The organism is Aurantiacibacter sp. D1-12 (assembly GCF_028858515.1).
In the GTDB taxonomy this organism is placed as follows: domain Bacteria; phylum Pseudomonadota; class Alphaproteobacteria; order Sphingomonadales; family Sphingomonadaceae; genus Alteraurantiacibacter.
In genome coordinates, this window is sequence record NZ_JAPJZJ010000001.1 from 503725 (window position 1) to 523532 (window position 19808).

Annotated in this window: 17 protein-coding genes; 12 read left to right on the top strand and 5 right to left on the bottom strand. The window is 59.6% G+C overall.

Annotated features, from left to right (window positions below):
• Positions 1-334: 334 nt before the first annotated feature.
• The 9 genes from OOZ52_RS02505 (at position 335) to OOZ52_RS02545 (ending at position 12102) form a co-directional block, all read left to right on the top strand.
• Positions 335-1207: an N-acetylmuramoyl-L-alanine amidase family protein gene (locus tag OOZ52_RS02505; protein ID WP_274696899.1), complete on the top strand. Its 873-nt coding sequence runs from the start codon at positions 335-337 to the stop codon at positions 1205-1207.
• Between the two features lie 91 nt (positions 1208-1298).
• A complete protein-coding gene (locus OOZ52_RS02510; protein WP_274696900.1) occupies positions 1299-3839 on the top strand; it encodes a penicillin-binding protein 1A in 2541 nt (846 codons plus the stop codon).
• 80 nt (positions 3840-3919) lie between these two features.
• Positions 3920-5047, top strand: a complete 1128-nt coding sequence (gene prfB, locus OOZ52_RS02515; RefSeq protein WP_274696901.1) for a peptide chain release factor 2 — start codon at positions 3920-3922, stop codon at positions 5045-5047.
• A gap of 53 nt (positions 5048-5100) precedes the next feature.
• Entirely contained in the window at positions 5101-7218 is a 2118-nt protein-coding gene (locus OOZ52_RS02520; protein WP_274696902.1) for a beta-propeller domain-containing protein, read from the top strand.
• 67 nt (positions 7219-7285) lie between these two features.
• Positions 7286-8302, top strand: coding sequence for a hypothetical protein (locus OOZ52_RS02525; RefSeq protein ID WP_274696903.1), 1017 nt, complete (start codon positions 7286-7288; stop codon positions 8300-8302).
• Positions 8299-9123, top strand: a complete 825-nt coding sequence (locus tag OOZ52_RS02530) for a caspase family protein (RefSeq protein WP_274696904.1) — start codon at positions 8299-8301, stop codon at positions 9121-9123. The genes OOZ52_RS02525 and OOZ52_RS02530 overlap by 4 nt, the downstream gene beginning before the upstream one ends.
• A 45-nt stretch (positions 9124-9168) precedes the next feature.
• Positions 9169-10002 carry a class I SAM-dependent methyltransferase gene (locus OOZ52_RS02535; protein ID WP_274696905.1) on the top strand — a complete coding sequence of 278 codons (834 nt, stop codon included), beginning with the start codon at positions 9169-9171 and terminating at the stop codon, positions 10000-10002.
• Positions 9992-11398: an NAD(P)H-dependent flavin oxidoreductase gene (locus tag OOZ52_RS02540; protein ID WP_274696906.1), complete on the top strand. Its 1407-nt coding sequence runs from the start codon at positions 9992-9994 to the stop codon at positions 11396-11398. The genes OOZ52_RS02535 and OOZ52_RS02540 overlap by 11 nt, the downstream gene beginning before the upstream one ends.
• A gap of 53 nt (positions 11399-11451) precedes the next feature.
• Positions 11452-12102 carry an alpha/beta hydrolase gene (locus tag OOZ52_RS02545; RefSeq protein WP_274696907.1) on the top strand — a complete coding sequence of 217 codons (651 nt, stop codon included), beginning with the start codon at positions 11452-11454 and terminating at the stop codon, positions 12100-12102.
• Here OOZ52_RS02545 and OOZ52_RS02550 read toward each other — a convergent pair.
• Together OOZ52_RS02550 and OOZ52_RS02555 are read right to left on the bottom strand one after the other, a co-directional pair.
• Positions 12099-12611: a DUF805 domain-containing protein gene (locus OOZ52_RS02550; protein WP_274696908.1), complete on the bottom strand. Its 513-nt coding sequence runs from the start codon at positions 12609-12611 to the stop codon at positions 12099-12101. The genes OOZ52_RS02545 and OOZ52_RS02550 overlap by 4 nt on opposite strands.
• Positions 12612-12620: 9 nt before the next feature.
• Positions 12621-13922, bottom strand: coding sequence for an ammonium transporter (locus OOZ52_RS02555; RefSeq protein ID WP_274696909.1), 1302 nt, complete (start codon positions 13920-13922; stop codon positions 12621-12623).
• A 132-nt stretch (positions 13923-14054) separates the two neighbouring features.
• Here OOZ52_RS02555 and OOZ52_RS02560 point away from each other — a divergent pair, with 132 nt between their 5' ends.
• Positions 14055-14525, top strand: a complete 471-nt coding sequence (locus tag OOZ52_RS02560; protein WP_274696910.1) for an SH3 domain-containing protein — start codon at positions 14055-14057, stop codon at positions 14523-14525.
• 57 nt (positions 14526-14582) lie between these two features.
• On the opposite strand, the gene OOZ52_RS02565 is transcribed toward OOZ52_RS02560, so the two are convergent.
• The 3 genes from OOZ52_RS02565 to OOZ52_RS02575 all read right to left on the bottom strand — a co-directional run bounded on the left by OOZ52_RS02565 (position 14583) and on the right by OOZ52_RS02575 (position 16810).
• Complete coding sequence (locus tag OOZ52_RS02565; protein WP_274696911.1) at positions 14583-14978, bottom strand: hypothetical protein; 396 nt, start codon at positions 14976-14978, stop codon at positions 14583-14585.
• Positions 14979-15104: 126 nt separating this feature from the next.
• Positions 15105-15494, bottom strand: coding sequence for a hypothetical protein (locus OOZ52_RS02570; protein ID WP_274696912.1), 390 nt, complete (start codon positions 15492-15494; stop codon positions 15105-15107).
• Between the two features lie 119 nt (positions 15495-15613).
• Positions 15614-16810 (bottom strand): thiolase family protein, encoded by a 1197-nt coding sequence (locus tag OOZ52_RS02575; RefSeq protein ID WP_274696913.1) that lies wholly within the window; start codon positions 16808-16810, stop codon positions 15614-15616.
• 137 nt (positions 16811-16947) lie between these two features.
• On the opposite strand from OOZ52_RS02575, the gene OOZ52_RS02580 reads away from it, so the two are divergent.
• Both OOZ52_RS02580 and OOZ52_RS02585 read left to right on the top strand, forming a co-directional pair.
• Positions 16948-18387 carry a coniferyl aldehyde dehydrogenase gene (locus tag OOZ52_RS02580; protein ID WP_274696914.1) on the top strand — a complete coding sequence of 480 codons (1440 nt, stop codon included), beginning with the start codon at positions 16948-16950 and terminating at the stop codon, positions 18385-18387.
• Between the two features lie 55 nt (positions 18388-18442).
• On the top strand, positions 18443-19765 hold the full coding sequence (locus OOZ52_RS02585; protein WP_274696915.1) for a hypothetical protein: 1323 nt from the start codon (positions 18443-18445) through the stop codon (positions 19763-19765).
• Positions 19766-19808: the final 43 nt, after the last annotated feature.

The window sequence follows — 19808 nt, forward strand, 5'->3', positions numbered from 1 at the left end:
GCTGGCAGGGTGACGAAACGTGTCTGACGCGATGCGAAGGCGCAGGATTTCTGACTGCGCTGGAAAAGCCGCAGCCGCCACACACCCTGCGGTGCGCGGAGTGGCTAACTGGCTTGTGCTTTGCATTGCGGCATCAACCTGTAATCAGTCCGGCATATGGCAGGAGGCCTGCCGGATAAGTCTCGGGATACATGGGTATCCGATAAGATTTTGCTAGCATCGGTGGATAGGCTCGGCAACCTTATTGCGCGACTTGGCAAAAATCATTTGGCATGCTGTTAAGGATACCACGCCTTTTCGGATGGCGGATTGCAGGGAAGGGCAACACTCGGGCATGAGCTATCGCATCCAGTTGGGCTTGCTCTTCGCCTTTCCGGTGTTGCTGATCGGTGCGCTGTACGCACTCGGGGCAGCGATTCCCGTTCCCGTTCTGGGGCGTGCTTATGTCATCGAGTTTCCGCTGCCGGAGCCAGGAGCAACCATTGGTCTGCCTGATGTTGCCGGGCCGGACGACCTCACCCGGCCGCTTGTCGTGATTGATGCAGGGCATGGCGGCCCTGATCCGGGCACTGTCGGGGAGGACATCTACGAAAAGACGATCGTACTCGGCCTCGCGAGAGCACTGCGTGACAGGCTGGTGGAAGAAGGCGGCATCCGTGTTGCGATGACGCGCGAGGATGACAGCTTTATCGTCCTCGAGGAACGCGCCGAAATTGCCCGTCAGCTGGGGGCGGATCTGTTCATCTCCATCCATGCCGATTCTGCAGGCGATCAGGAAGGAGTGGAAGGTGCAAGCATCTATACCTTGTCGGACACGGCATCATCCGAAGCAGCAGCGCGTTTTGCCGAGCGTGAGAACGATGCGGATGTGGTCAACGGAGTTGATCTGTCGGGTACTGATGCGGCGGTGAACGCTATTCTGGTGGAATTGTCACAGCGCCGGACTGTCGAGCAGTCAGCCGAATTCGCCTCGCTGATCGAACGCGAAGGGGCAGGGATCCTACGCTTCCACCCACAGACGCGGCGATCCGCGGCCCTGGCCGTTCTGCGCGCTCCCGATGTGCCCGCGGTTCTTTATGAAGCGGGCTTCGTTACCAATCCGGACGAGGCGAGGGCGCTTGCATCGGCAGAGGGGCAGGAGCAGTTTGCCGGAGTGTTGGCGCGCGCCATCCGCATCTACTTTGCCCGCCAATCGGGTGTAGAATAGGCTCCCTCCGGGAGTTCAATCGCGCAAAACGCGGCGAACTGCACGCTTTCGGTATAGCCTGTTTTGAAATTGCCATGCTAAAGCACGCCGTATGAGTGACGATTTCGAAGCCGATCCCGCCACCGGAACAGCCAGTTTCTCCCGCCGCATTTCGCGTGGAGGGCAGGGTGCGTGGGACAGCCTGAAAGAGGCATGGCGCACCCGTAAATGGTTCCGCCGTGGCGGCTATGCGCTTGGCGGCGGTTTGCTGCTGGCCATCATTGGCTGGTTTGTTCTCGCATGGAACCTGCCCGAGGCGGAGACCCTGCGGGATTACGAACCCAACCTTCCCACGGTAGTGCGCGGCATCGATGGTGAAATTGTCCACCGTTACGAGCGGGAACGCCGTATCGAGCTGGAATTCCGCGATCTGCCGGAATCGCTGCTCAATGCCTATGTCTCGGCAGAGGACGAGACCTTTTGGACGCATAACGGTATCGACGCGGGCGGCTTTGCCGGTGCGGTTCTCGACTTTGTCAGCAAGATAGGTTCGGACGAGCGCGCCGTGGGTGGCTCCACCATCACCCAGCAAGTCGCGAAGAATATCCTGCTCAGCAACGAATATTCGGTCGTCCGCAAACTGAAAGAAATGATCCTCGCCACGCGCATTGAAGGTGTGCTGAGTAAGGAAGAGATCATAACGCTTTATCTCAACGAAATTCCGTTGGGGCGCCGCAGTTTCGGGGTGCAGGCGGCATCGCTCGCCTATTTCGACAAGGACGTGGACGAGCTGGAACTGCACGAAGTGGCATTCCTGGCCATCCTGCCGCGCGCGCCAGAGGTATACGGCCGCTCCGCCAATACAGAAGTCGCAACCGAGCGCCGTAATCTTGTTCTCTCCCAGATGGAGGACAACGGATACATCACCGCAGAAGAAATGCGCACCGCGCAAAATATGCCGCTGGGCCTGGTGCAAGGGCGCACAACGCCGCGCTCTGCCGATGCAGGGTACTTCCTTGAAGAAGTCCGGCGCCAGCTGATCGCACAGTTCGGCGAAGAAGCTGAAGATGGTCGCAACAGTGTTTATGCCGGTGGGCTGTGGGTACGCACATCGCTTGATACAGAGCTGCAGGACGCAGCGCGCAATTCGCTACGCGCGGCCATGCTTCGCTACCATGGCAATCGTGGTTTTACGGGGCCCATAGCCACGCTTAATCCGGATAACGGCGATCTGACATCGCAGCTTGCCAGCTCGTTCCTGTCGATCAATTACGACGACTGGCGTATCGGCGTTGTGACCGCGCGGAGCGGTGGCAACGCAACCATCGGCTTTTCCGATGGTGAAGAGGCTCCACTAACGGGCACGCCGGACTCGCTGTCGGTTGGGGATGTGGTCGCCGCTTCGCCAAGCGGTAGCAGTTGGCGTCTACGCGCGGTGCCGGAGGTTTCGGGCGGATTTCTGGCTATGCAGCCGGAGACCGGACGGGTTCTCGCCATGCAGGGTGGTTTCGACAGCCGTCTAGGTGCTTTTAACCGCGCGGTTCAGGCACAACGTCAGCCAGGGTCGACGGTCAAGCCGTTTGTCTACGCGACAGGCCTCGACAACGGCATGACGCCGGCAACCATGATACCCGATTCCCAGTATTGCTATTATCAGGGCAGCAATCTGGGCGAGAAGTGCTTCACCAACTTTGGCGGTAGCCGCGGCGGCGGTGAGTATCCGATGCGCTATGGTCTGGAACAATCGAAAAACCTGATGACGGTCCATATCGCCATGGACGCTGGTATGGAAAACGTGATCGACACTTTCCGCGATGTCGGCCTTGAGCCGGCAGGCATCGAGTACCAGCCATTTCCTGCCTATTCGCTCGGTTCCGGCGAAACGACCGTGGAACGGATCACTGCTGCCTATTCTGCATTGGTCAATCACGGACGGCGCAATGAGCCGACGGTGATCGATTACGTGCAGGACCGTGACGGCAATGTGATCTGGCGTGCGGATCAGCGTGACTGCACCGGTTGTAATATGGAAGAGTATGATGGCTCTCCCATGCCGCGTTTCGGCAGGACCGGGCGGCAGGTGATGGACCAACGCACAGCATTCCAGACGGTGCATATGCTGACAGGTACGGTGCAGCGCGGCACGGCAACGCGCCTGCGTGATCTCGACATTCCGATGTTTGGTAAGACTGGCACCAGCACTGGGCCGACCAATGCGTGGTTCGTGGGCGGTTCGCCGGATATCGTGGCGGGGACCTATCTCGGCTTTGATACGCCGCGCAACATGGGTGGCTGGATCCAGGGCGGGAACACCGCCGTGCCGATCTTCCGCCAGTTCGTGCAGGAGAGTGAAGGCCATTGGAGCGGCCGTCCGTTCTCGGCACCTTCGGGCGTACGTATGGTCCGCATCGATCGCCGCACGGGTAGTCGCGTCTTTAATGGCTGGCCGAGCGATGATCCCAACTCCACGATCATTTGGGAGGCCTTCCAGCCCGATACCGAACCGCGGCGGACCCAGCGTCAGGATGAGATTGACGCAATGCGTGAAATCATCATCGCCCAGCTCCGTCGGCGCGAGCGGGGACCAAGCACGGACGCGGGTTCTGGTGACGAGCCGGAGAGCTTTGCCGAGGAGCAGGGCGGCATTTACTGACGACACCTGTGTCGCAACCACTTTCCCAACGCGCTGCGCTGCGCTAGGCGCACTCGCTTTCTAAGGTCGGAGACATTGCCATGCGTGCCGAAGGGCAGGCCCATATCGACAGGATCGAAGCCGCGCTTGCGCTGGTGAAGAAGTCGCTCGACTGGGAGCATGCGCTGCGCCGGCTCGACGAGCTGGACGCGCGTGTACAGGATCCGGATCTGTGGAACGATCCCAAGCAGGCGCAAGCGATCAGCCGTGAACACAAGCAGCTGAAAGACGCGGTCGAGACCGTGCAGGAAATCTCTGCCGAGATGGGTGATGCCATCGAATTCGTCGAGATGGGCGATGCCGAAGGTGACGATGATGTTGTGCAGGAAGGCCTTGCCAGCCTGAAGGCGCTGGCTGACCGCGCGGACCGGGACAAGGTCAACGCGTTGCTTTCGGGTGAAGCGGATGCCTATGACACCTATTTGCAGATCAACGCCGGCGCAGGCGGCACTGAGAGCCAGGACTGGGCCGACATGCTTCTGCGCATGTATGCGCGCTGGGCTGAGCGGCGCGGGTTCAAAGTCGAGACGGTCGAGTATCAGGCTGGCGAACAGGCAGGGATCAAGTCTGCCACGCTGCTGATCAAGGGCGAGAACGCCTATGGTTACGCCAAGACCGAGAGCGGCGTGCACCGTCTCGTCCGCATCAGCCCCTATGACAGCTCAGCGCGCCGCCACACCTCGTTTTCGAGCGTGTGGGTCTATCCGGTGATTGATGACGACATCAATATCGAGATCAACGAGGGCGATCTGAAGATTGATACCTATCGCGCCTCGGGTGCGGGCGGGCAGCACGTGAACACGACAGACTCCGCCGTGCGTATCACTCACCAGCCCACCGGGATCGTCGTCGCGAGCCAGAACGACCGTAGCCAGCACAAGAACCGCGCCACGGCGATGAACATGCTTAAGGCGCGCCTGTTCGAAAAAGAGATGCAGGAACGCGAGGCTGCGGCAGCGGGCGAATATCAGGAAAAGACGGAGATCGGGTGGGGCCACCAGATCCGTTCCTACGTGCTCCAGCCATACCAGATGGTGAAAGACTTGCGCACCGGCGTCACCAGCCCCACTCCTGACGACGTGCTCGACGGCGATCTAGATGACTTCATCGCCGCCGCGCTTGCGGTGCGCGTGACAGGCGAGACGGTCGACGTGGAAGACGTCGAGTAAGCTTGCAATTCAGCGCGTTAACGGCGTAGCTTTCCCTATGAAAGGGGACTGCCATGCGCGCATACGGGATCGCTCTCACGATATTCGGAGGGCTCACGCCCGCCCTTGCCGCCGCGCAGGATGACACGCGCCCGTCATGGGAGCATCCGCGCGTCGAGGCGCTCACCTGGCCCGAACTCGACACATTCGATAGCGAACGCGAATTCCGTGCTTGGGTGCGCGAGGTAAGGCGGCTTCAGCGCCGCCTGCGCAACGAACGGCGGGCTGAAGTCTTGGGCGACAATATCGTTGTCGCACAGCTCGCCCTAGAACGGCAGGAATGCGATCCTGAAGTCGAAGAATGCATTGAGGAAGAGGATGATAGCGGCGCGCGCATCATTGTAACGGGCGCGCGAATTCAGGCACCAAGCTATAACTCAATCACTCCGATTGCCGTCACAAGCTCCGATGGATCGATCACCAACAATCAGGTCGCCGCGGTGGACGAGGGCGACATCGTCAAACGCATCGGGGATTACCTGCTTGTGCTGCAGGACGGGCGCATCTTTGCCGCCAACTTCCGCGATATGGCGTTGACCGACCGGATCGATGTTTACCGGACGGACGAGGATGGCGAACCTATCGGGGCTGACTGGTATGACGAAATGCTGGTCTACGGCGATCACATCATAATCACCGCATACTCATACGAGGATGAGGCTAGCGAGCTGTCGGTCTTTCGGCTCGATCAGTCTGATGGTTCGCTGGAACGGCGCGGTGTCTTTCTGATCAGTTCGGAAGACTATTACGATACCAGCAACTACGCGACGCGCGTGGTGGGCGATCGGTTGGTGATCCAGACCAGCTACGAGGCCGAAGACATGGTCAATCGGCGCAACCGTCCCGCAGTCAGACGCTGGGTTCCGGGCGAAGAGTTTGCCGAGCCTGAAAGCTCACGCCCCATCTTGAATGCCAGAGATATCTATCGCCCTGCGTTCCCGATCTCCGAGCCCTACGTGCACACCGTTTCGGTGTGTGATCTGGACAGCATCGGAGACAACAACCTCGGCTGCTCTGCAACAGGGTTTGTAGGCAACTACGACTCCGAACTGTTTGTTTCGCAGCAGAATATCTACCTGTGGTCCTATGCGCTTTCGGATCAGGACTTTGACAACTACTTCGATTGCGCGGCGAATTTCGGCGATAGTCCGCCACCAGGCGCCGTCTATCGTCTGCCGCTGGGGAGGGGGGAGCCAGACCTGTTCCCTACGCGCGGTTGGATACCCAGCCAGTTCGCGATGCAGGAAGCCGATGGTCGCTTTCAGGCCATGCTCGCCTGGACAGGTGAGGAATGCCCCGATGATTACGAGGAAGGCGTTCCCATCACAGTCGAGTTGATCAATTCCCCGATGACAGCCTTTCGCGACAGCTATCGCCCGGTTCTCGATGGATTGCTGACACCGCTGCCCGGGCTACCGGTCGACACACAGCAAATCCGCTTTACCCGTGACTGGCTGGTTTACGGACCGATGACCAACCTCGGGCGTCCGCCCCGCGTCGCTGAGCAAGGGGTGCAATTCGGTTATCTCAACGCCGTCCCGCTGGATGATGTGGAAAACCCGCAGCGTCTTGAGCTTAGCCATGACCTGACCCGGCTTGAATCGCTCGGCAATGCCATGGTGGCAACGGGCTATCGTGATCAGAGCGGTCTTAATGTCACCATGGTCGATCTGCGCGGCGGAGCGGCGGTGCGCGGCTCCACACTGCTCAAAAACCGCTTCGAAAGCGAAGGACGCAGCCATGCCTTCAATGCGATGCCCTATCCGGAAGGTAACGGTCTCATGGGCCTGCCAACAGTACGCGCCGCTGAAGATGGACGCCGCTATCCGTGGCGATCTGATGACTCGCAGTTATCCTTCCTCAGCTTTGATAACGACGGGCAACTGGCTGACCTTGGTGCGGTCGATCCGGCAGAGGTGGACCCTGAACTTGTCGAAGAGAGCCTTGATGGGCAGACAACCTATCCGAACGGCTACACTTGCGAAGTTTCCTGCGTGGACTGGTACGGCAATGCCCGCCCGATCTTCATCAATCGCGGGGTCTATGCATTGATGGGAACAGAAATCGTCGAGGCCGAAGTGCGCGAAGGACAGATCGAAGTCGTCCGCAGGCTTGATCTTACGGGGGATTGAGCACGGCGCGCGCTTTGCCGATCATTATGGCAAAGCTATGCCAGACGCCTCAATGACAGGGGGGTCTATGAACGTTCTTCGTGCCGGAACAGCAGGTTTTGCCTTGGTGGCTGCATGCGCCGCGACTTCAGCCCAGGCTGAGATCGTGATTGGCCCGCGCGTTGCTTACTACTTCGATAATTCGAACCTGCGCAGCACCGATCTCAACAGTATCCAGAACACTGACGTGTTCGTGAACGAGGTGTTCCGGGATGAGCTGGAGGCATTTGTTGGTGTACCGGTGAATGTGCTGGAGACCGGCTTTTCGGAATCCCAGCGCGCCGAACAGATCGGTTTCGCCATGTATGGGGGGATGATCAATTTCGGGAATGACCGGGATCGGTTCACCGTTACGGCGATGTACGGCAGCGGAAGCGGTGCGGTGGAAGTTGTTTCCACCCGGTCTGTCGAAGTCACCTTTCTCAATTCACAAATCAACGATCTTGAGGTTCGAACCCTCACTGGTGAAACGCAGATCGATCGGCTCGATATAGAAGCGACGTGGCAGCGGCGGGTGAACGAGAACTTCGCGATCACCGCAGGCGTGCGGTATGAACGGCTCGACCGGACGGATACGGCTGCCTTCAATGCAGTAGCTTCGGATCAAATTGTCACCTTCCTGCTGCAAGACCCGAACTTTACTCTGAACAGCTTTCCCGGAGAATTTGATCTGGTTGCAGAAACCGGTGTCGAAACCTTTACGGCACGGTTCGGCGGCACGGCTTTCGTCCCGATAGACGACAGCATCAATGCCTTCTTCAGCGGTATGGTTCAGGCAGGCTATCAGCCCGACAGTGAACAGCTCCTCAGCACGGCCTTCAACAACGGTGTAACTGCAGGTACCTTCACCGATACGGGTACTGAAACCGGAGAGATCAGTTTCGGGCCCGATATGGCAGTGGGTTTGCAATTCCTGCTCGGGCAGGATGTTGCCATCGACGTGCGGTACCGCGCGGTGGTGATCTTCCCGTTGACGGGGGAGTTCGATTTCAGCGATGCACGCGTCAATCACGGGGTCAATCTGGGGATTTCCTTCAGGCTATGATGCGACTGGTCACTCTTGTCCTTGCTGCCATCCTTGTCGTCCTGCCGCAGACGGTAAGCGCCGAGACCAAGGCGCTGATTATCGCGTCGAACTATGAAATCGCGGACAATCCGGCGATTGAGCTCGCCAATCCGCTGGCGGATGCGATTCTGCTCGAAGCGGCTTTGCGACGAACCTCGGTCAACGATGTTACCGTGTTGCGCGAGCCGACTGCAGAGGATTGGGAAGCGGGCCTGGAAGCGTTTGTCGCGGGACTGGAGCCGGATGATATCGCGCTGTTCTACTACGCCGGTCACGGGTTCCAGGTTGGCGGTGTAAACTACTTCCTCACAGCGGACGGGGAATCGCTCATATCGCTCGATCTGATTATGCAGCGCCTCACTTCTGCGGCGCGCGGGGCGGTGGTGATTGTCGATGCCTGCCGATCCAATCCTTTTGCCATGGCCGATGATATGGAGGAATTCCGAGCGGTTGAAGTGACCGGGTCTACCCGGCAGCTCGTCGCCTTGTCGGTTGATGATCTGGCGGACGCGGCATCGGGCCTTGCGCAGCTGGGCAATCTTCGCGGGCTCTCTGCAGTTGTCCTGTTTTCGACGGAGCCCGGCAATGTGGCGGAGGATGGTGATACGCCAGGACTTGGCAGCCCCTTTGCCAGAGCATTCAGCGAGCAGATCACGCGCCGCCAGTCGCTTGATGAAGCGATGCGGCGCACGGCGGTGGAGGTGAACATGGCGACAGACGGGCGGCAATCACCGTGGCGGCAGGGGGACTTGCCATTCAACGTCTTCATTGCCGGGATGCGGGCACTGCCCATTCCATGATTTACAGCTTTGCCAAGCAGCGCGGCACTCGCTAGAGGCGGCGTGATGAAACGTGGGATTGCCATCCGGATTCTTGCGGGCGTTTGCGCCTGCACAGCGCTGACTGCGTGCGATGTGGCTGACGAGGATCGGCCCGAGAGCTCGCTCGATTTCCCGCGTGCCTATCGCCCGGTATCCGATCTTGGCAGCAATGCTTTCTCCACCGAAACCGCACGCGATGATCGCGGTGAAGCCGAAACCGTGATGGATCAAGCGGCGATTACCGAAGGCATGACCGTCGCTGATATCGGTGCTGGTGAAGGCTATTACACCGTGCGCCTTGCTGCCCGAGTGGGTGATCAGGGCCGCGTGTTGGCCCAGGACATCGATGATGGCGCGTTGCGCCGCCTTGGCAGTCGTGTCGAGCGCGAGCGACTGGACAATGTCTCTGTCATCACCGGCGGGATCGATGACCCGAACCTGCCCCCGAACAGCTTCGACCGTATCTTCATGGTGCATATGTATCACGAGATTACCGAGCCATATGCCTTCATCTGGCGTATGCGGCCCGCGCTTCGCGAAGGTGGCCAGGTGATCGTGGTCGATGTCGACCGGCCCACCGATCAGCACGGAATCAATCCGCAATTGCTGTTTTGTGAATTCGAACGGGTCGGCTATCGCCTCGTGGAATTCATTCGCAAGCCCCAGATCGCTGGCTACTATGCGCAGTTCGAAGTCGTTGGAGAACGACCCGATCCGCGCGATATTGAGCCATGCGTTCAGCCGGGCGATGATACTGAACAGATAACAATCACCGAGACCGAAGGTGCAGAGGATGCGGCTCTGGAAGCCGACCTTGAAGCGCACCAGGGCTCAGACGGGGAAGATAATGGCATTTAAGGGTCTCACACCCATCATGTACGGCGGCAAGGAAGTCTGGCCGCTGATCGAAGGCGGCAAGGGTGTTTCGGCCACGAACCACATGTCGAGTGGCGCTTGGGCGGCTGCTGGCGGTATCGGTACCGTTAGTGCCGTGAATGCAGACAGCTATGACAGCGATGGAAACCCTATCCCGCAAGTCTATCCGCAAGCCACGCGTGGCGAACGGTTCGAGCAGCTTGTCCGTTATGCCATCGACGGTGCGACCGAACAGGTGAAGCGCGCGCATGAGATGGCCAACGGGAAAGGTGCCATCAATATCAACGTGCTGTGGGAAATGGGCGGCGCGCAGCGCGTGCTCGAAGGGGTGCTGGAAAACTGCAAGGGGCTGATCACTGGTGTGACCTGCGGTGCCGGCATGCCCTACAAACTCGCTGAAATCGCCCAGCGCTTTAACGTCCATTACCTGCCGATCATCAGCTCGGCCCGCGCCTTCCGTGCGCTGTGGAAGCGCAGCTATTCGAAGGTGCCCGACCTGATGGCGGCGGTGGTCTATGAAGATCCCTGGCTTGCGGGCGGGCACAACGGCCTTTCCAACGCCGAAGATCCAAAGAAGCCCGAAGATCCCTATCCGCGCGTAAAAGCGCTGCGTGAAACGATGCGCAAAGAAGGCGTTTCTGAAGACACCGCCATCGTGATGGCAGGCGGCGTCTGGTTCCTGCGCGAATGGGAAGACTGGATCGATAATCCCGAACTCGGCAAAATCGCCTTCCAGTTCGGCACGCGTCCGCTGCTGACGAAGGAAAGTCCGATCCCGCAAGTCTGGAAAGACATGCTCCGTACCGTGGAGCCGGGCGACGTGCTGCTGCACAAATTCTCACCCACCGGTTTCTATTCCAGCGCGGTGAAGACGCCGTTCCTCTACGATCTTATGCACCGTAGTGAACGCCAGATCCCGATCTTCAAGCGTGATGAGGAAGAGGGCACGGTGCCGCTGATGGATCACGGTAAGGCGAAATATTTCTTCGTTCACCCGGGCGACCAGCGCAAGGCGCAGGCGTGGATGCACGAAGGTTTTACCGAGGCAATGAAGACGCCGGACAACACGGTCGTATTCGTGACGCCCGAAAGCGCGGAGCAGATCCGCGAAGACCAGCAGGGTTGCATGGGCTGCCTTTCGCACTGCCAGTTCTCCAGCTGGAAGGACCATGACAATCATACGACCGGCCGCCTCGCCGATCCGCGCAGCTTCTGCATCCAGAAAACACTGCAGGATATCGCCCATGGCGGCGATCCTGACGAGAACCTCGCGTTTGCCGGTCATGCGGCATATCGGTTCAAGCAGGACCCGTTTTATTCCAACAACTTCACGCCGACAGTGAAGGAATTGGTGGAACGTATTCTGACCGGCGATTGATGGTAGAGCACAAGCCTTCTCCTCCGCCCATCCGGCGGACCTTGCGAGAGGGCTTGTCGCTTCCCCGTGTTCTCCTCAATCCACTCCGCCTGCCACGCAAGGGGCCGGAGATCGGACGCGGGCGAGCTGTAATTGTCATTCCCGGCCTGACGACGGGCGATATCTCGACCACGCTGCTCCGGCGTACACTCAAAGCGCGTGGGTTTGTGCCTGAAGGCTGGCGGCAGGGTATCAATCTTGGTGCCGACCCGGAGAAGATGGCGCGGTTGCAGGCTCGCGTTGCGCAATTGCACGCTGAAACCGGCCAGAAGGTCGTGCTGGTCGGGTGGAGCCTCGGCGGCCTCTACGCGCGCGTTCTCGCCAATCGCGAGGCCGAACATGTCGACATGGTGGTGACCGTGGCGAGCCCTATCGCAGGATCACGGCGCGGGAATTCGGCGTGGGCGCTTTACGAAGCGATCAATGACCACAAGGTCGATGACACGCCTTTTGACGCCGATCTCGCTTGCAAACCTCCTGTACCAACGCTTTCCGTATGGTCTGCAGTGGATGGCATTGTCGCGCCTGAATGTGCTTGCGGTGGAGAGAGCGACAGCGACCATCGCCTGCAAATCGACGCGCAGCATTTCACTATCGGCACATCCCGAGACTGCATCGAGAAGATCATCGGCAAGATGGCTGAACTGGATGCAGAGCGCGGCTAGATCGTCTTTTCCGCGGGGCGAGGGTTGGGGCCGTAGGGGTTGTTTTCGTCCTTGGGTGGCCAGATGAGCATCACAACTGCCCCTAGCCAGCAGGCGTAGAACAGAAGCTTCATCCCTTCGCGATTGTACCAGAGATCGTTGTCCGGATAGCTCGCTATCGCATCCAGCCACCCGTCATAGAAACTGACCGCCATTAGCGCAAAAACGGGTAGCGCAAGCCATCCGGTCCGGCCCGTGTCATGCAGCCTGCGGACGATGGCAGCGGGCAGGGGCAATACGATTGTCGCGGCCATGACCAGGACAAGCCATTTGGGCGGGTCGGCATTGATCCCCAGGATCGCAAAAAGCGCACTCAAGAGGCTGATCGGGATGAGAGGTAGCACGCTCAACATCGCCAGTTCGGTCCGCGATGATCGGCCTTGTGGGTCCCAGAACAGGCGCCATCCGCGGCGATAGGTCGCTACATCGGCCATGCAGCCGGGCCGCATTCGCAGGTCAGCTTCAGTCATTGGTTGGGCTCAGTCGAAGTTCCAGCTGCGCTCGCCGTGGCTGGCCATATCGAGACCCTCCAGCTCCTCTTCCTCGCTCACGCGCATCGGGATGAACAGGCTCACCGCGACAGCCAGAACGGCTGTGACAAAGGCGCTAAACAGCGCAACGACAACAACGCCCAACGCTTGCACACCAAGCGCTGCGGGAATATCTCCCGCCGCAGTGTAGCCCGTGCCGCCAAGGCCGCTCCAGATGAACAAACCGAGCAGAAGCGAACCGACCATTCCTCCGACACCGTGAACGGCGAAGACATCAAGCGAGTCGTCGATAGCCCATTTGCTCTTCACCAGAACGATTGCCGCGTAACAGACTACGGCTCCTGCCGCACCCAGCAGGATCGCTCCACCAGGTGCAATATAGCCCGCAGCAGGTGTGATCGTGGCAAGGCCGGCAATCGCGCCTGTGGCAAAGCCCACTGTGGTCGGTTTGCCGAACTTTATCTTCTCTATCAGCAGCCAGACCAGTGCGGCCACAGCGGCCGCGACGTGGGTGTTGATGATGGCAGAGGAGGCATCGTCCGTCGCCGTCAGCGCGCTTCCGCCATTAAAACCGAACCAGCCGACCCACAGCAGCATCGCGCCGAGTATGGTGAGAGCGGGCGCATGCGGGAGCAGGGCAGAGGAGGGGAAGCCCATCCGCTTACCCAGCAACAAGGCAACGACGAGTGCCGAAACGCCCGCAGTTGTGTGCACGACGAGGCCGCCTGCAAAGTCCGTCACACCCAGTTGACCAAGCCAACCGCCGCCCCAGATCCAGTGAGCAACCGGAGCATAGACCAGCAGCCCCCAGAGCGCGCAGAAGGTCACCACCCAGCCAAAACGCGCGCGGTCTACCCACGCACCCACCATCAGCGCAGGGGTGATGGCGGCGAATGTCATCTGGAACAGAACGAAAGTGCTTTCAGGCAGCAACATGCCTTCGCGCACGATATCGAGATTGATCAGCATCCACTTGTCGCCATCACCGATCACGCCGCCAACGCTGGGTCCGAAGGCGAGCGTGTAGCCAACGATGATCCACAACACCGATGCCACACCGGCAACGGCAGCGACCTGGAGTGCAACCGAGAGGAAGTTCTTTGATCGGACCAACCCGCCATAAAACAGCGCAAGGCCCGGCAGGGCCATCAGCAGGACGAGCGCACTGGATGTGAGGATCCAGGCCGTGTCCCCGGTTTCATTGGCCGCCACATTGGTCATACCGTCCTGTGCAAACGCTACCTGCGGCAGAGCCATTAATGCGGCGGCGAGGCCCAGTTTGCGAAGCATGTATTTCCCCTCTTATCCGGCACACGGCAGTGCGCTGACCAGGCGTGTAGTTTTGACCAATTCGAAAGGACTAGCAAGAGAGGGTAAGGTAATGGTTGCGGCGACTCTGTGGGCAAGGTTAGTTAGTGGCGCATGACGCGCATTCTTCCATTGCTCTTACCACTTCTTACTGTCGGCCTTCCGACTTCTGCGGCTGCGCAGGATGCCGAGCTGCCTTATTGGGCAAGCATTGCTTCGGAAGAAGTGAACATGCGCACAGGACCTAGCGAACGCTATCCGATCGAGTGGACCTATTACCGTGACGGAATGCCGATCAAGGTGATCCGCTTCCATCAGGGTTGGCGCTATGTTGAGGAGCACGATGGCACGCGCGGGTGGATGTATGCCGAGCTTTTGAGCCGCCAGCGCACAGCGCTTGTTGTCGGAGAGGGGCTTGCGCCCATGCGTGGCGGTCGGTCCGAGAGCGCAGAGCTGTGGTGGAACCTCGAACCCGGCGTGGTTGGCGAGCTGGGCGAATGCCTTGAAGGTTGGTGCAATCTCAACGTTGAAGGCCGCCGTGGCTGGGTTCAGGCAGACCGCCTGTGGGGTGACGGAGAGCCGTAAGCACCCATGAAAAAGGGCGACCCGCAGGCCGCCCTTCTGCATTTTATGGCTCTGGTCTTAGCTGACCTTCATCATCGTGTTTTCTTCACCTTCGGCGTTAGTCACCACAACGCTTCCATCTTCACCAGGCTCGCTGAAGGTATAGCAATTCTCGGTTGCTTCCTCTTCGCCTTCTTGCGGCTGCATCGTGAAGCAAGTCGCGCCTGCTTCATCTGTTCGCCACGTGCCGGAATCGACTACTTCGCCGCCCATTACTATCTCGGTGGTGCCATCTTCATTGATGATGCCGGTCCATTCTTCGCCTTCGTCAGTTGTGCCTTCATAGGTGCCGGCAATGCTGGCCGTTTCTTCAGCCATCGCTTCATCGGCGATCTCGTCGGTGGCCTCGTCTTCTGCCGGTTGAGCACAAGCAACCAGAGCCAGAACAGCACATACAGATACGATTTTACGCATTATTCCATCCCCCCAAGTTGTGGAGCATGGAAGCTAGGCGGCTGTCGGTCATTTGGCAAATCAGCAAAGAAAAAGGGCGACCCGCGGGCCGCCCTTTCGCTACGTTGAAACTGGTGCTGATACAGATCAGTCCGTCTTCGACATCGTCATCGATTCACCGTCGGCATTGGTGACAGTAACCGTACCATCATCAGCGGCTTCGCTGATCTCGAAGCACATCGGCTCGGCTTCTTCGAGAAGGCCTTCTTCCACGATGCAGGTGCCGTTTACATCGTCATGCGTCCAGGTGCCGGTGCGGACAACTTCACCTGCGGACGAATCGGTGAAAGTACCGTCTTCGTTGAACGTCATGGAAAATGCGACGCCTTCCGCATCGGTACCTTCGTAGGTGCCTGCGGTGGTGTCTGTGGCTTCGGCCACAGGTTCTGCGATTTCGGCTTCAGCCGGCTCATCCACTTCACTGCCGCCACATGCGGCCAGAGCGAATACGCCTGCTACTGCGATAATCTTCTTCATGAACTTACTCCCTCAAATTAATCTAACCTACGCTGGTTTAGTCCCCCAACGCACAGATGGGCGGGAAGGTCCAATAAACCTGCGCGCCCGTCAACACTTTACCTTGTAAACTTTGTAACTCAGGCCAGCTCCACCGCAACGGCTGTCGCTTCACCACCACCGATGCACAGGCTGGCAATGCCGCGCTTCTTGCCTTGCTGCTTGAGTGCATTGACGAGCGTAACAATGATGCGCGTGCCGCTGGCTCCGATCGGGTGACCCAGTGCGGTGCCGCCGCCGTTCACGTTGATCTTGTCATGATCGATGCCGATGTCCTGCATGGCGAACATGGCGACGCAGGCAAACGCTTCGTTCACTTCCCACAGGTCGACATCATCCACACTCCAGCCGGTCTGTTCGAGCAGCTTCTGGATCGCGCCGACCGGAGCGATGGTGAACTCTTCCGGAGCCTGCGCGTGGGCGGTCATGCCAACGATGGTTGCGACCGGGGTCTGGCCCTTGGCGTCCGCCACGCTCTTGCGCGTCAGGACAACAGCGGCCGCACCGTCCGAAATCGACGACGAGGTTGCAGCGGTAATGGTACCATCCTTTGCGAAGGCAGGGCGCAGCTGCGGGATCTTGTCCGGGCGGCCCTTGCTCGGCGCTTCGTCGGTGTCGACAGTCACGTCGCCACGACGGGTAGAGAATGTGACGGGCACGACCTCATCGGCGAATGCGCCGCTTTCGATAGCCTTGTTGGCGCGGTCGAGCGAGGCGATCGAGTATTCGTCCATCGATTCGCGGGTTAGCTGATACTTATCAGCCATGTCCTGCGCAAAAGTGCCCATTGCGCGGCCGGGCTCGTAAGCATCTTCCAACCCGTCGAGGAACATGTGGTCGTAAGCCATGTCGTGGCCGATGCGCGCGCCCGAACGGTGTTTCTTGAGCAGGTATGGCGCATTCGTCATGCTTTCCATGCCGCCTGCAATCACGGTGTCGACCGTTCCGGTGGCAAGCGCCTCAGCGCCCATGATCACCGTCTGCATGCCGCTGCCGCAAACCTTGTTGACTGTGGTTGCCTGCGCGCTGAGCGGAAGGCCTGCTTTCAGAGCTGCCTGACGGGCAGGGGCCTGGCCCAGACCACCGGGCAGAACACAGCCCATGTAAACCCGGTCAACGTCCTCGCCTGCAACACCTGCGCGCTCGACAGCAGCCTTCACTGCTGTCGCGCCGAGATCGGTCGCGGCTACATCAGCCAGCGCGCCCTGCATGGCGCCCATCGGCGTACGGGCGTAGGAGAGAATGACAATCGGATCGGATTCATTGAAAGCGGGCATTGATTGTTTGCCTTTCGGTCACAAAGTGATGTTCGTTATGGCGCGCTATTTAGTGGTGCGGTGCAACAAAAGCAAACGCCGTGCATTGGACATATGTATGCGTCCGATGACTGGACTGAGACTCAGAAGGGGCATCTATGCCGACTAAAAAGCCGACCCAGCAATGGCTCACTGAACTGTTGGACGCGCAGCGCGCGGCCTTTGTAGCAGCACGCCCCGAACCGTTGTCTGTACGTCAGGACCGGCTAGATCGCTTGCTATCGCTGCTGACCGAGAACGATGCCGCGCTGTGCGATGCCATGAATGAGGATTATGGCAACCGCTCTGAAGTGCAGAGCATGATTACCGATGTGATGGCCGCGATCACCTTCACCAAGTATTGCAAATCGAATCTGCGACGTTGGGCCTCGCCCGAGCGCCGGAGTGTGCAGTTTCCGCTAGGCCTGGTGGGCGCGAAGGCGGAGCTTCGTTTCGAACCCAAGGGCGTGATCGGCATCATCAGCCCGTGGAATTTTCCCGTGAACCTCGCCTTCGGTCCGCTCGCGCAGGTTCTGGCTGCGGGCAACCGCGCGATGATCAAGCCGAGCGAGTTTACACCCGTCACCAGCAACCTGATTGCCGAACTGGTCGCGCAATATTTCTCTGAAGACGAAGTGACCGTCGCCAACGGCGGTGTCGAAGTGGCGCAGGCATTTTCGTCGCTTCCCTTCGATCATCTTGTCTTCACCGGATCGACAGAGGTTGGACGCCACGTGATGCGTGCGGCTGCGGAAAACCTCGTGCCGGTTACGCTTGAATTGGGCGGCAAGAGCCCGACGGTGATCGGTCGCAGCGCCGATCTGGAGCAGGCCGGGTCCCGCATCGTGACGGGAAAGATGATGAATGCCGGGCAGATCTGCCTCGCGCCCGACTACCTTCTTGTCCCTGAAGAAATGGAAGACGGCATGATCGCTGCGCTCGAACTGGGCGCGATGGATCAGTATCCCGCACTACGCGACAATCCCGACTACGCCAGCGTGATCAATGATAAACAGTTCGCACGGCTGCAGGAGATGGTTGCCGATGCGCGTGAAAAGGGCGGCGATGTTATCGAGATCAATCCGGCGGACGAGGATTTTTCCGCTGGCAACCAGCGCAAGATGCCGCTGACCGTTATTCGCAATCCCAGCGACGACATGCAGGCCATGCGCGAGGAGATTTTCGGCCCCGTGCTGCCCGTCCTGACCTACAGCCACATTGATGAGGCGATTGAGCGGATCAACGGTCGTGATCGCCCGCTTGGCCTCTACTACTTCGGCGAGGATGTAGGCGAGCGCGAGAAGGTGCTCAAGCAAACCATCTCGGGCGGCGTTACAGTGAACGATGTGATCTTCCACATCTCGGCCGAAGACATGCCTTTCGGTGGCATCGGTCCGAGCGGAATGGGCTGCTATCACGGCCCGGAAGGCTTCAAGGAATTCAGCCACGCGCGCAGCGTCTACACGCAGCCCAAGCTGGATGTCGCAGCGCTTGGCGGATTGAAGCCGCCCTATGGGGCGCGGGCGAAGAAGCTGCTCAGTTTCATGGCGCGCAAATAGGAAAAGCTGCCGGGCAGGGGTGACAGCAGACTGTGTGCGGGATTATCACGCGCACATGCTTCGACCTATTTTCCTGCTCGCCGCCGCTCTCTCAACTTCTGCATGCGCCTCGCGTATTGAATTGCCGGGAACGGTGCTGCCGCCCGAAGAGGCAGCGATTGCGGTAGAGGGTATGGGCGCTCCGGTTGAATGGCGGGCGGTGGATGCAGGAACCGCGCGGATCGCGGATACAGCAGGGCTTGAGTTGCTCGGGGAAGATTTTCCGGACTCATCTTCAGTCGCCCTGCGACGTCTGACCTTGCACTTTCGGCAAGAGGACTGGGAGGCAGTCGGATTACACGCCGAATGGCATCTCGACCGCGGCTACCGGCTGAGCGACGGTGCCTTGGGCCAGATCGGCGGCAATCTGGGAGAAGAAGCACGCGTGAACGCTGCTGCCCTTGCTGCCAGGCTTGATGCCGAGGCGGAACTGTTGGGGGATTCGAGTTCGCCATTTACCGAAATACCCGGATCGGTGGCCTTGCCGGAAAGCGTGTTGCGCGACGAGAGTAACCAGCGGACGCTCGCTACAAGCATCGTATCGCGCGGACTGTTCGTTCAGGATGACGGCGAGGCTTGGCGTGAGGTGGCTATCGAGAATGCGGGCAGCCTCGCCGGGATCGCGCTCGATGCACCGCGTGGACTGATATGGGTCGGCTCGGGCGTAGTTGACCCGACACCCGATCCCGAAACGGCGTTCCGTGGCGTGATCGCCATTGACCGCATCACACTTGAAGAGCGTCGCCGTGTTCCCGCTCCAGAAGGCGTGAGCATCTCCGACATCGCCGTCGGCCCCGATGGAACCGTTTACGGCAGCGATCCGATAGGTGGTGGGATCTACATGGCCGCGCTGGGCGATGCGACGATGCAGACCTTCATTGCGCCGGGCACCTTCCGCTCACCGCAGGGCATTGCCGTTCGGCCGGACAATGCGGCGCTCTATGTCAGCGACTATCGATACGGCCTTGCACAGGTCATGATCCGCAGCCGTACTGCCTACCGTATGCGTGCGGCCGAGCCGATGTTGCTCGATGGCGTTGATGGTCTCTGGTTGAGAGGCAACGAACTGATCGCGGTGCAGAACGGTGTTCAGCCCCACCGCATCACCGCTTTCACGTTGGGGCAGGGTATTGGCGTGATCGCATCGCACCGTATTTTGGAGATGGCCAATCCGGCGTGGACCGAGCCACTCGGTGGCGCGGTTACGGGCGACTCGTTGTACTACATCGGGGGCGGACAATGGGACATTTACGGCGAGGGCGGAGCGCTCAACGAAGGAGCATCACCACGGTCATCCAGCGTACATCGCCTACCGTTGGTGGAAACTCCCCAAGAATAGCCGACATTTGGCCCTTATGCTGCCTTGCATCACGCGGAGGCAT

Excerpts from the sequence above, each read along its gene's own strand:
- OOZ52_RS02505 (WP_274696899.1), top strand. The coding sequence starts at position 335 with ATGAGCTATCGCATCCAGTTGGGCTTGCTCTTCGCCTTTCCGGTGTTG.
- OOZ52_RS02510 (WP_274696900.1), top strand. The coding sequence starts at position 1,299 with ATGAGTGACGATTTCGAAGCCGATCCCGCCACCGGAACAGCCAGTTTC.
- prfB (WP_274696901.1), top strand. The coding sequence starts at position 3,920 with ATGCGTGCCGAAGGGCAGGCCCATATCGACAGGATCGAAGCCGCGCTT.
- OOZ52_RS02520 (WP_274696902.1), top strand. The coding sequence starts at position 5,101 with ATGCGCGCATACGGGATCGCTCTCACGATATTCGGAGGGCTCACGCCC.
- OOZ52_RS02525 (WP_274696903.1), top strand. The coding sequence starts at position 7,286 with ATGAACGTTCTTCGTGCCGGAACAGCAGGTTTTGCCTTGGTGGCTGCA.
- OOZ52_RS02530 (WP_274696904.1), top strand. The coding sequence starts at position 8,299 with ATGATGCGACTGGTCACTCTTGTCCTTGCTGCCATCCTTGTCGTCCTG.
- OOZ52_RS02535 (WP_274696905.1), top strand. The coding sequence starts at position 9,169 with ATGAAACGTGGGATTGCCATCCGGATTCTTGCGGGCGTTTGCGCCTGC.
- OOZ52_RS02540 (WP_274696906.1), top strand. The coding sequence starts at position 9,992 with ATGGCATTTAAGGGTCTCACACCCATCATGTACGGCGGCAAGGAAGTC.
- OOZ52_RS02550 (WP_274696908.1), bottom strand. The coding sequence starts at position 12,611 with ATGACTGAAGCTGACCTGCGAATGCGGCCCGGCTGCATGGCCGATGTA.
- OOZ52_RS02555 (WP_274696909.1), bottom strand. The coding sequence starts at position 13,922 with ATGCTTCGCAAACTGGGCCTCGCCGCCGCATTAATGGCTCTGCCGCAG.
- OOZ52_RS02560 (WP_274696910.1), top strand. The coding sequence starts at position 14,055 with ATGACGCGCATTCTTCCATTGCTCTTACCACTTCTTACTGTCGGCCTT.
- OOZ52_RS02565 (WP_274696911.1), bottom strand. The coding sequence starts at position 14,978 with ATGCGTAAAATCGTATCTGTATGTGCTGTTCTGGCTCTGGTTGCTTGT.
- OOZ52_RS02570 (WP_274696912.1), bottom strand. The coding sequence starts at position 15,494 with ATGAAGAAGATTATCGCAGTAGCAGGCGTATTCGCTCTGGCCGCATGT.
- OOZ52_RS02575 (WP_274696913.1), bottom strand. The coding sequence starts at position 16,810 with ATGCCCGCTTTCAATGAATCCGATCCGATTGTCATTCTCTCCTACGCC.
- OOZ52_RS02580 (WP_274696914.1), top strand. The coding sequence starts at position 16,948 with ATGCCGACTAAAAAGCCGACCCAGCAATGGCTCACTGAACTGTTGGAC.
- OOZ52_RS02585 (WP_274696915.1), top strand. The coding sequence starts at position 18,443 with ATGCTTCGACCTATTTTCCTGCTCGCCGCCGCTCTCTCAACTTCTGCA.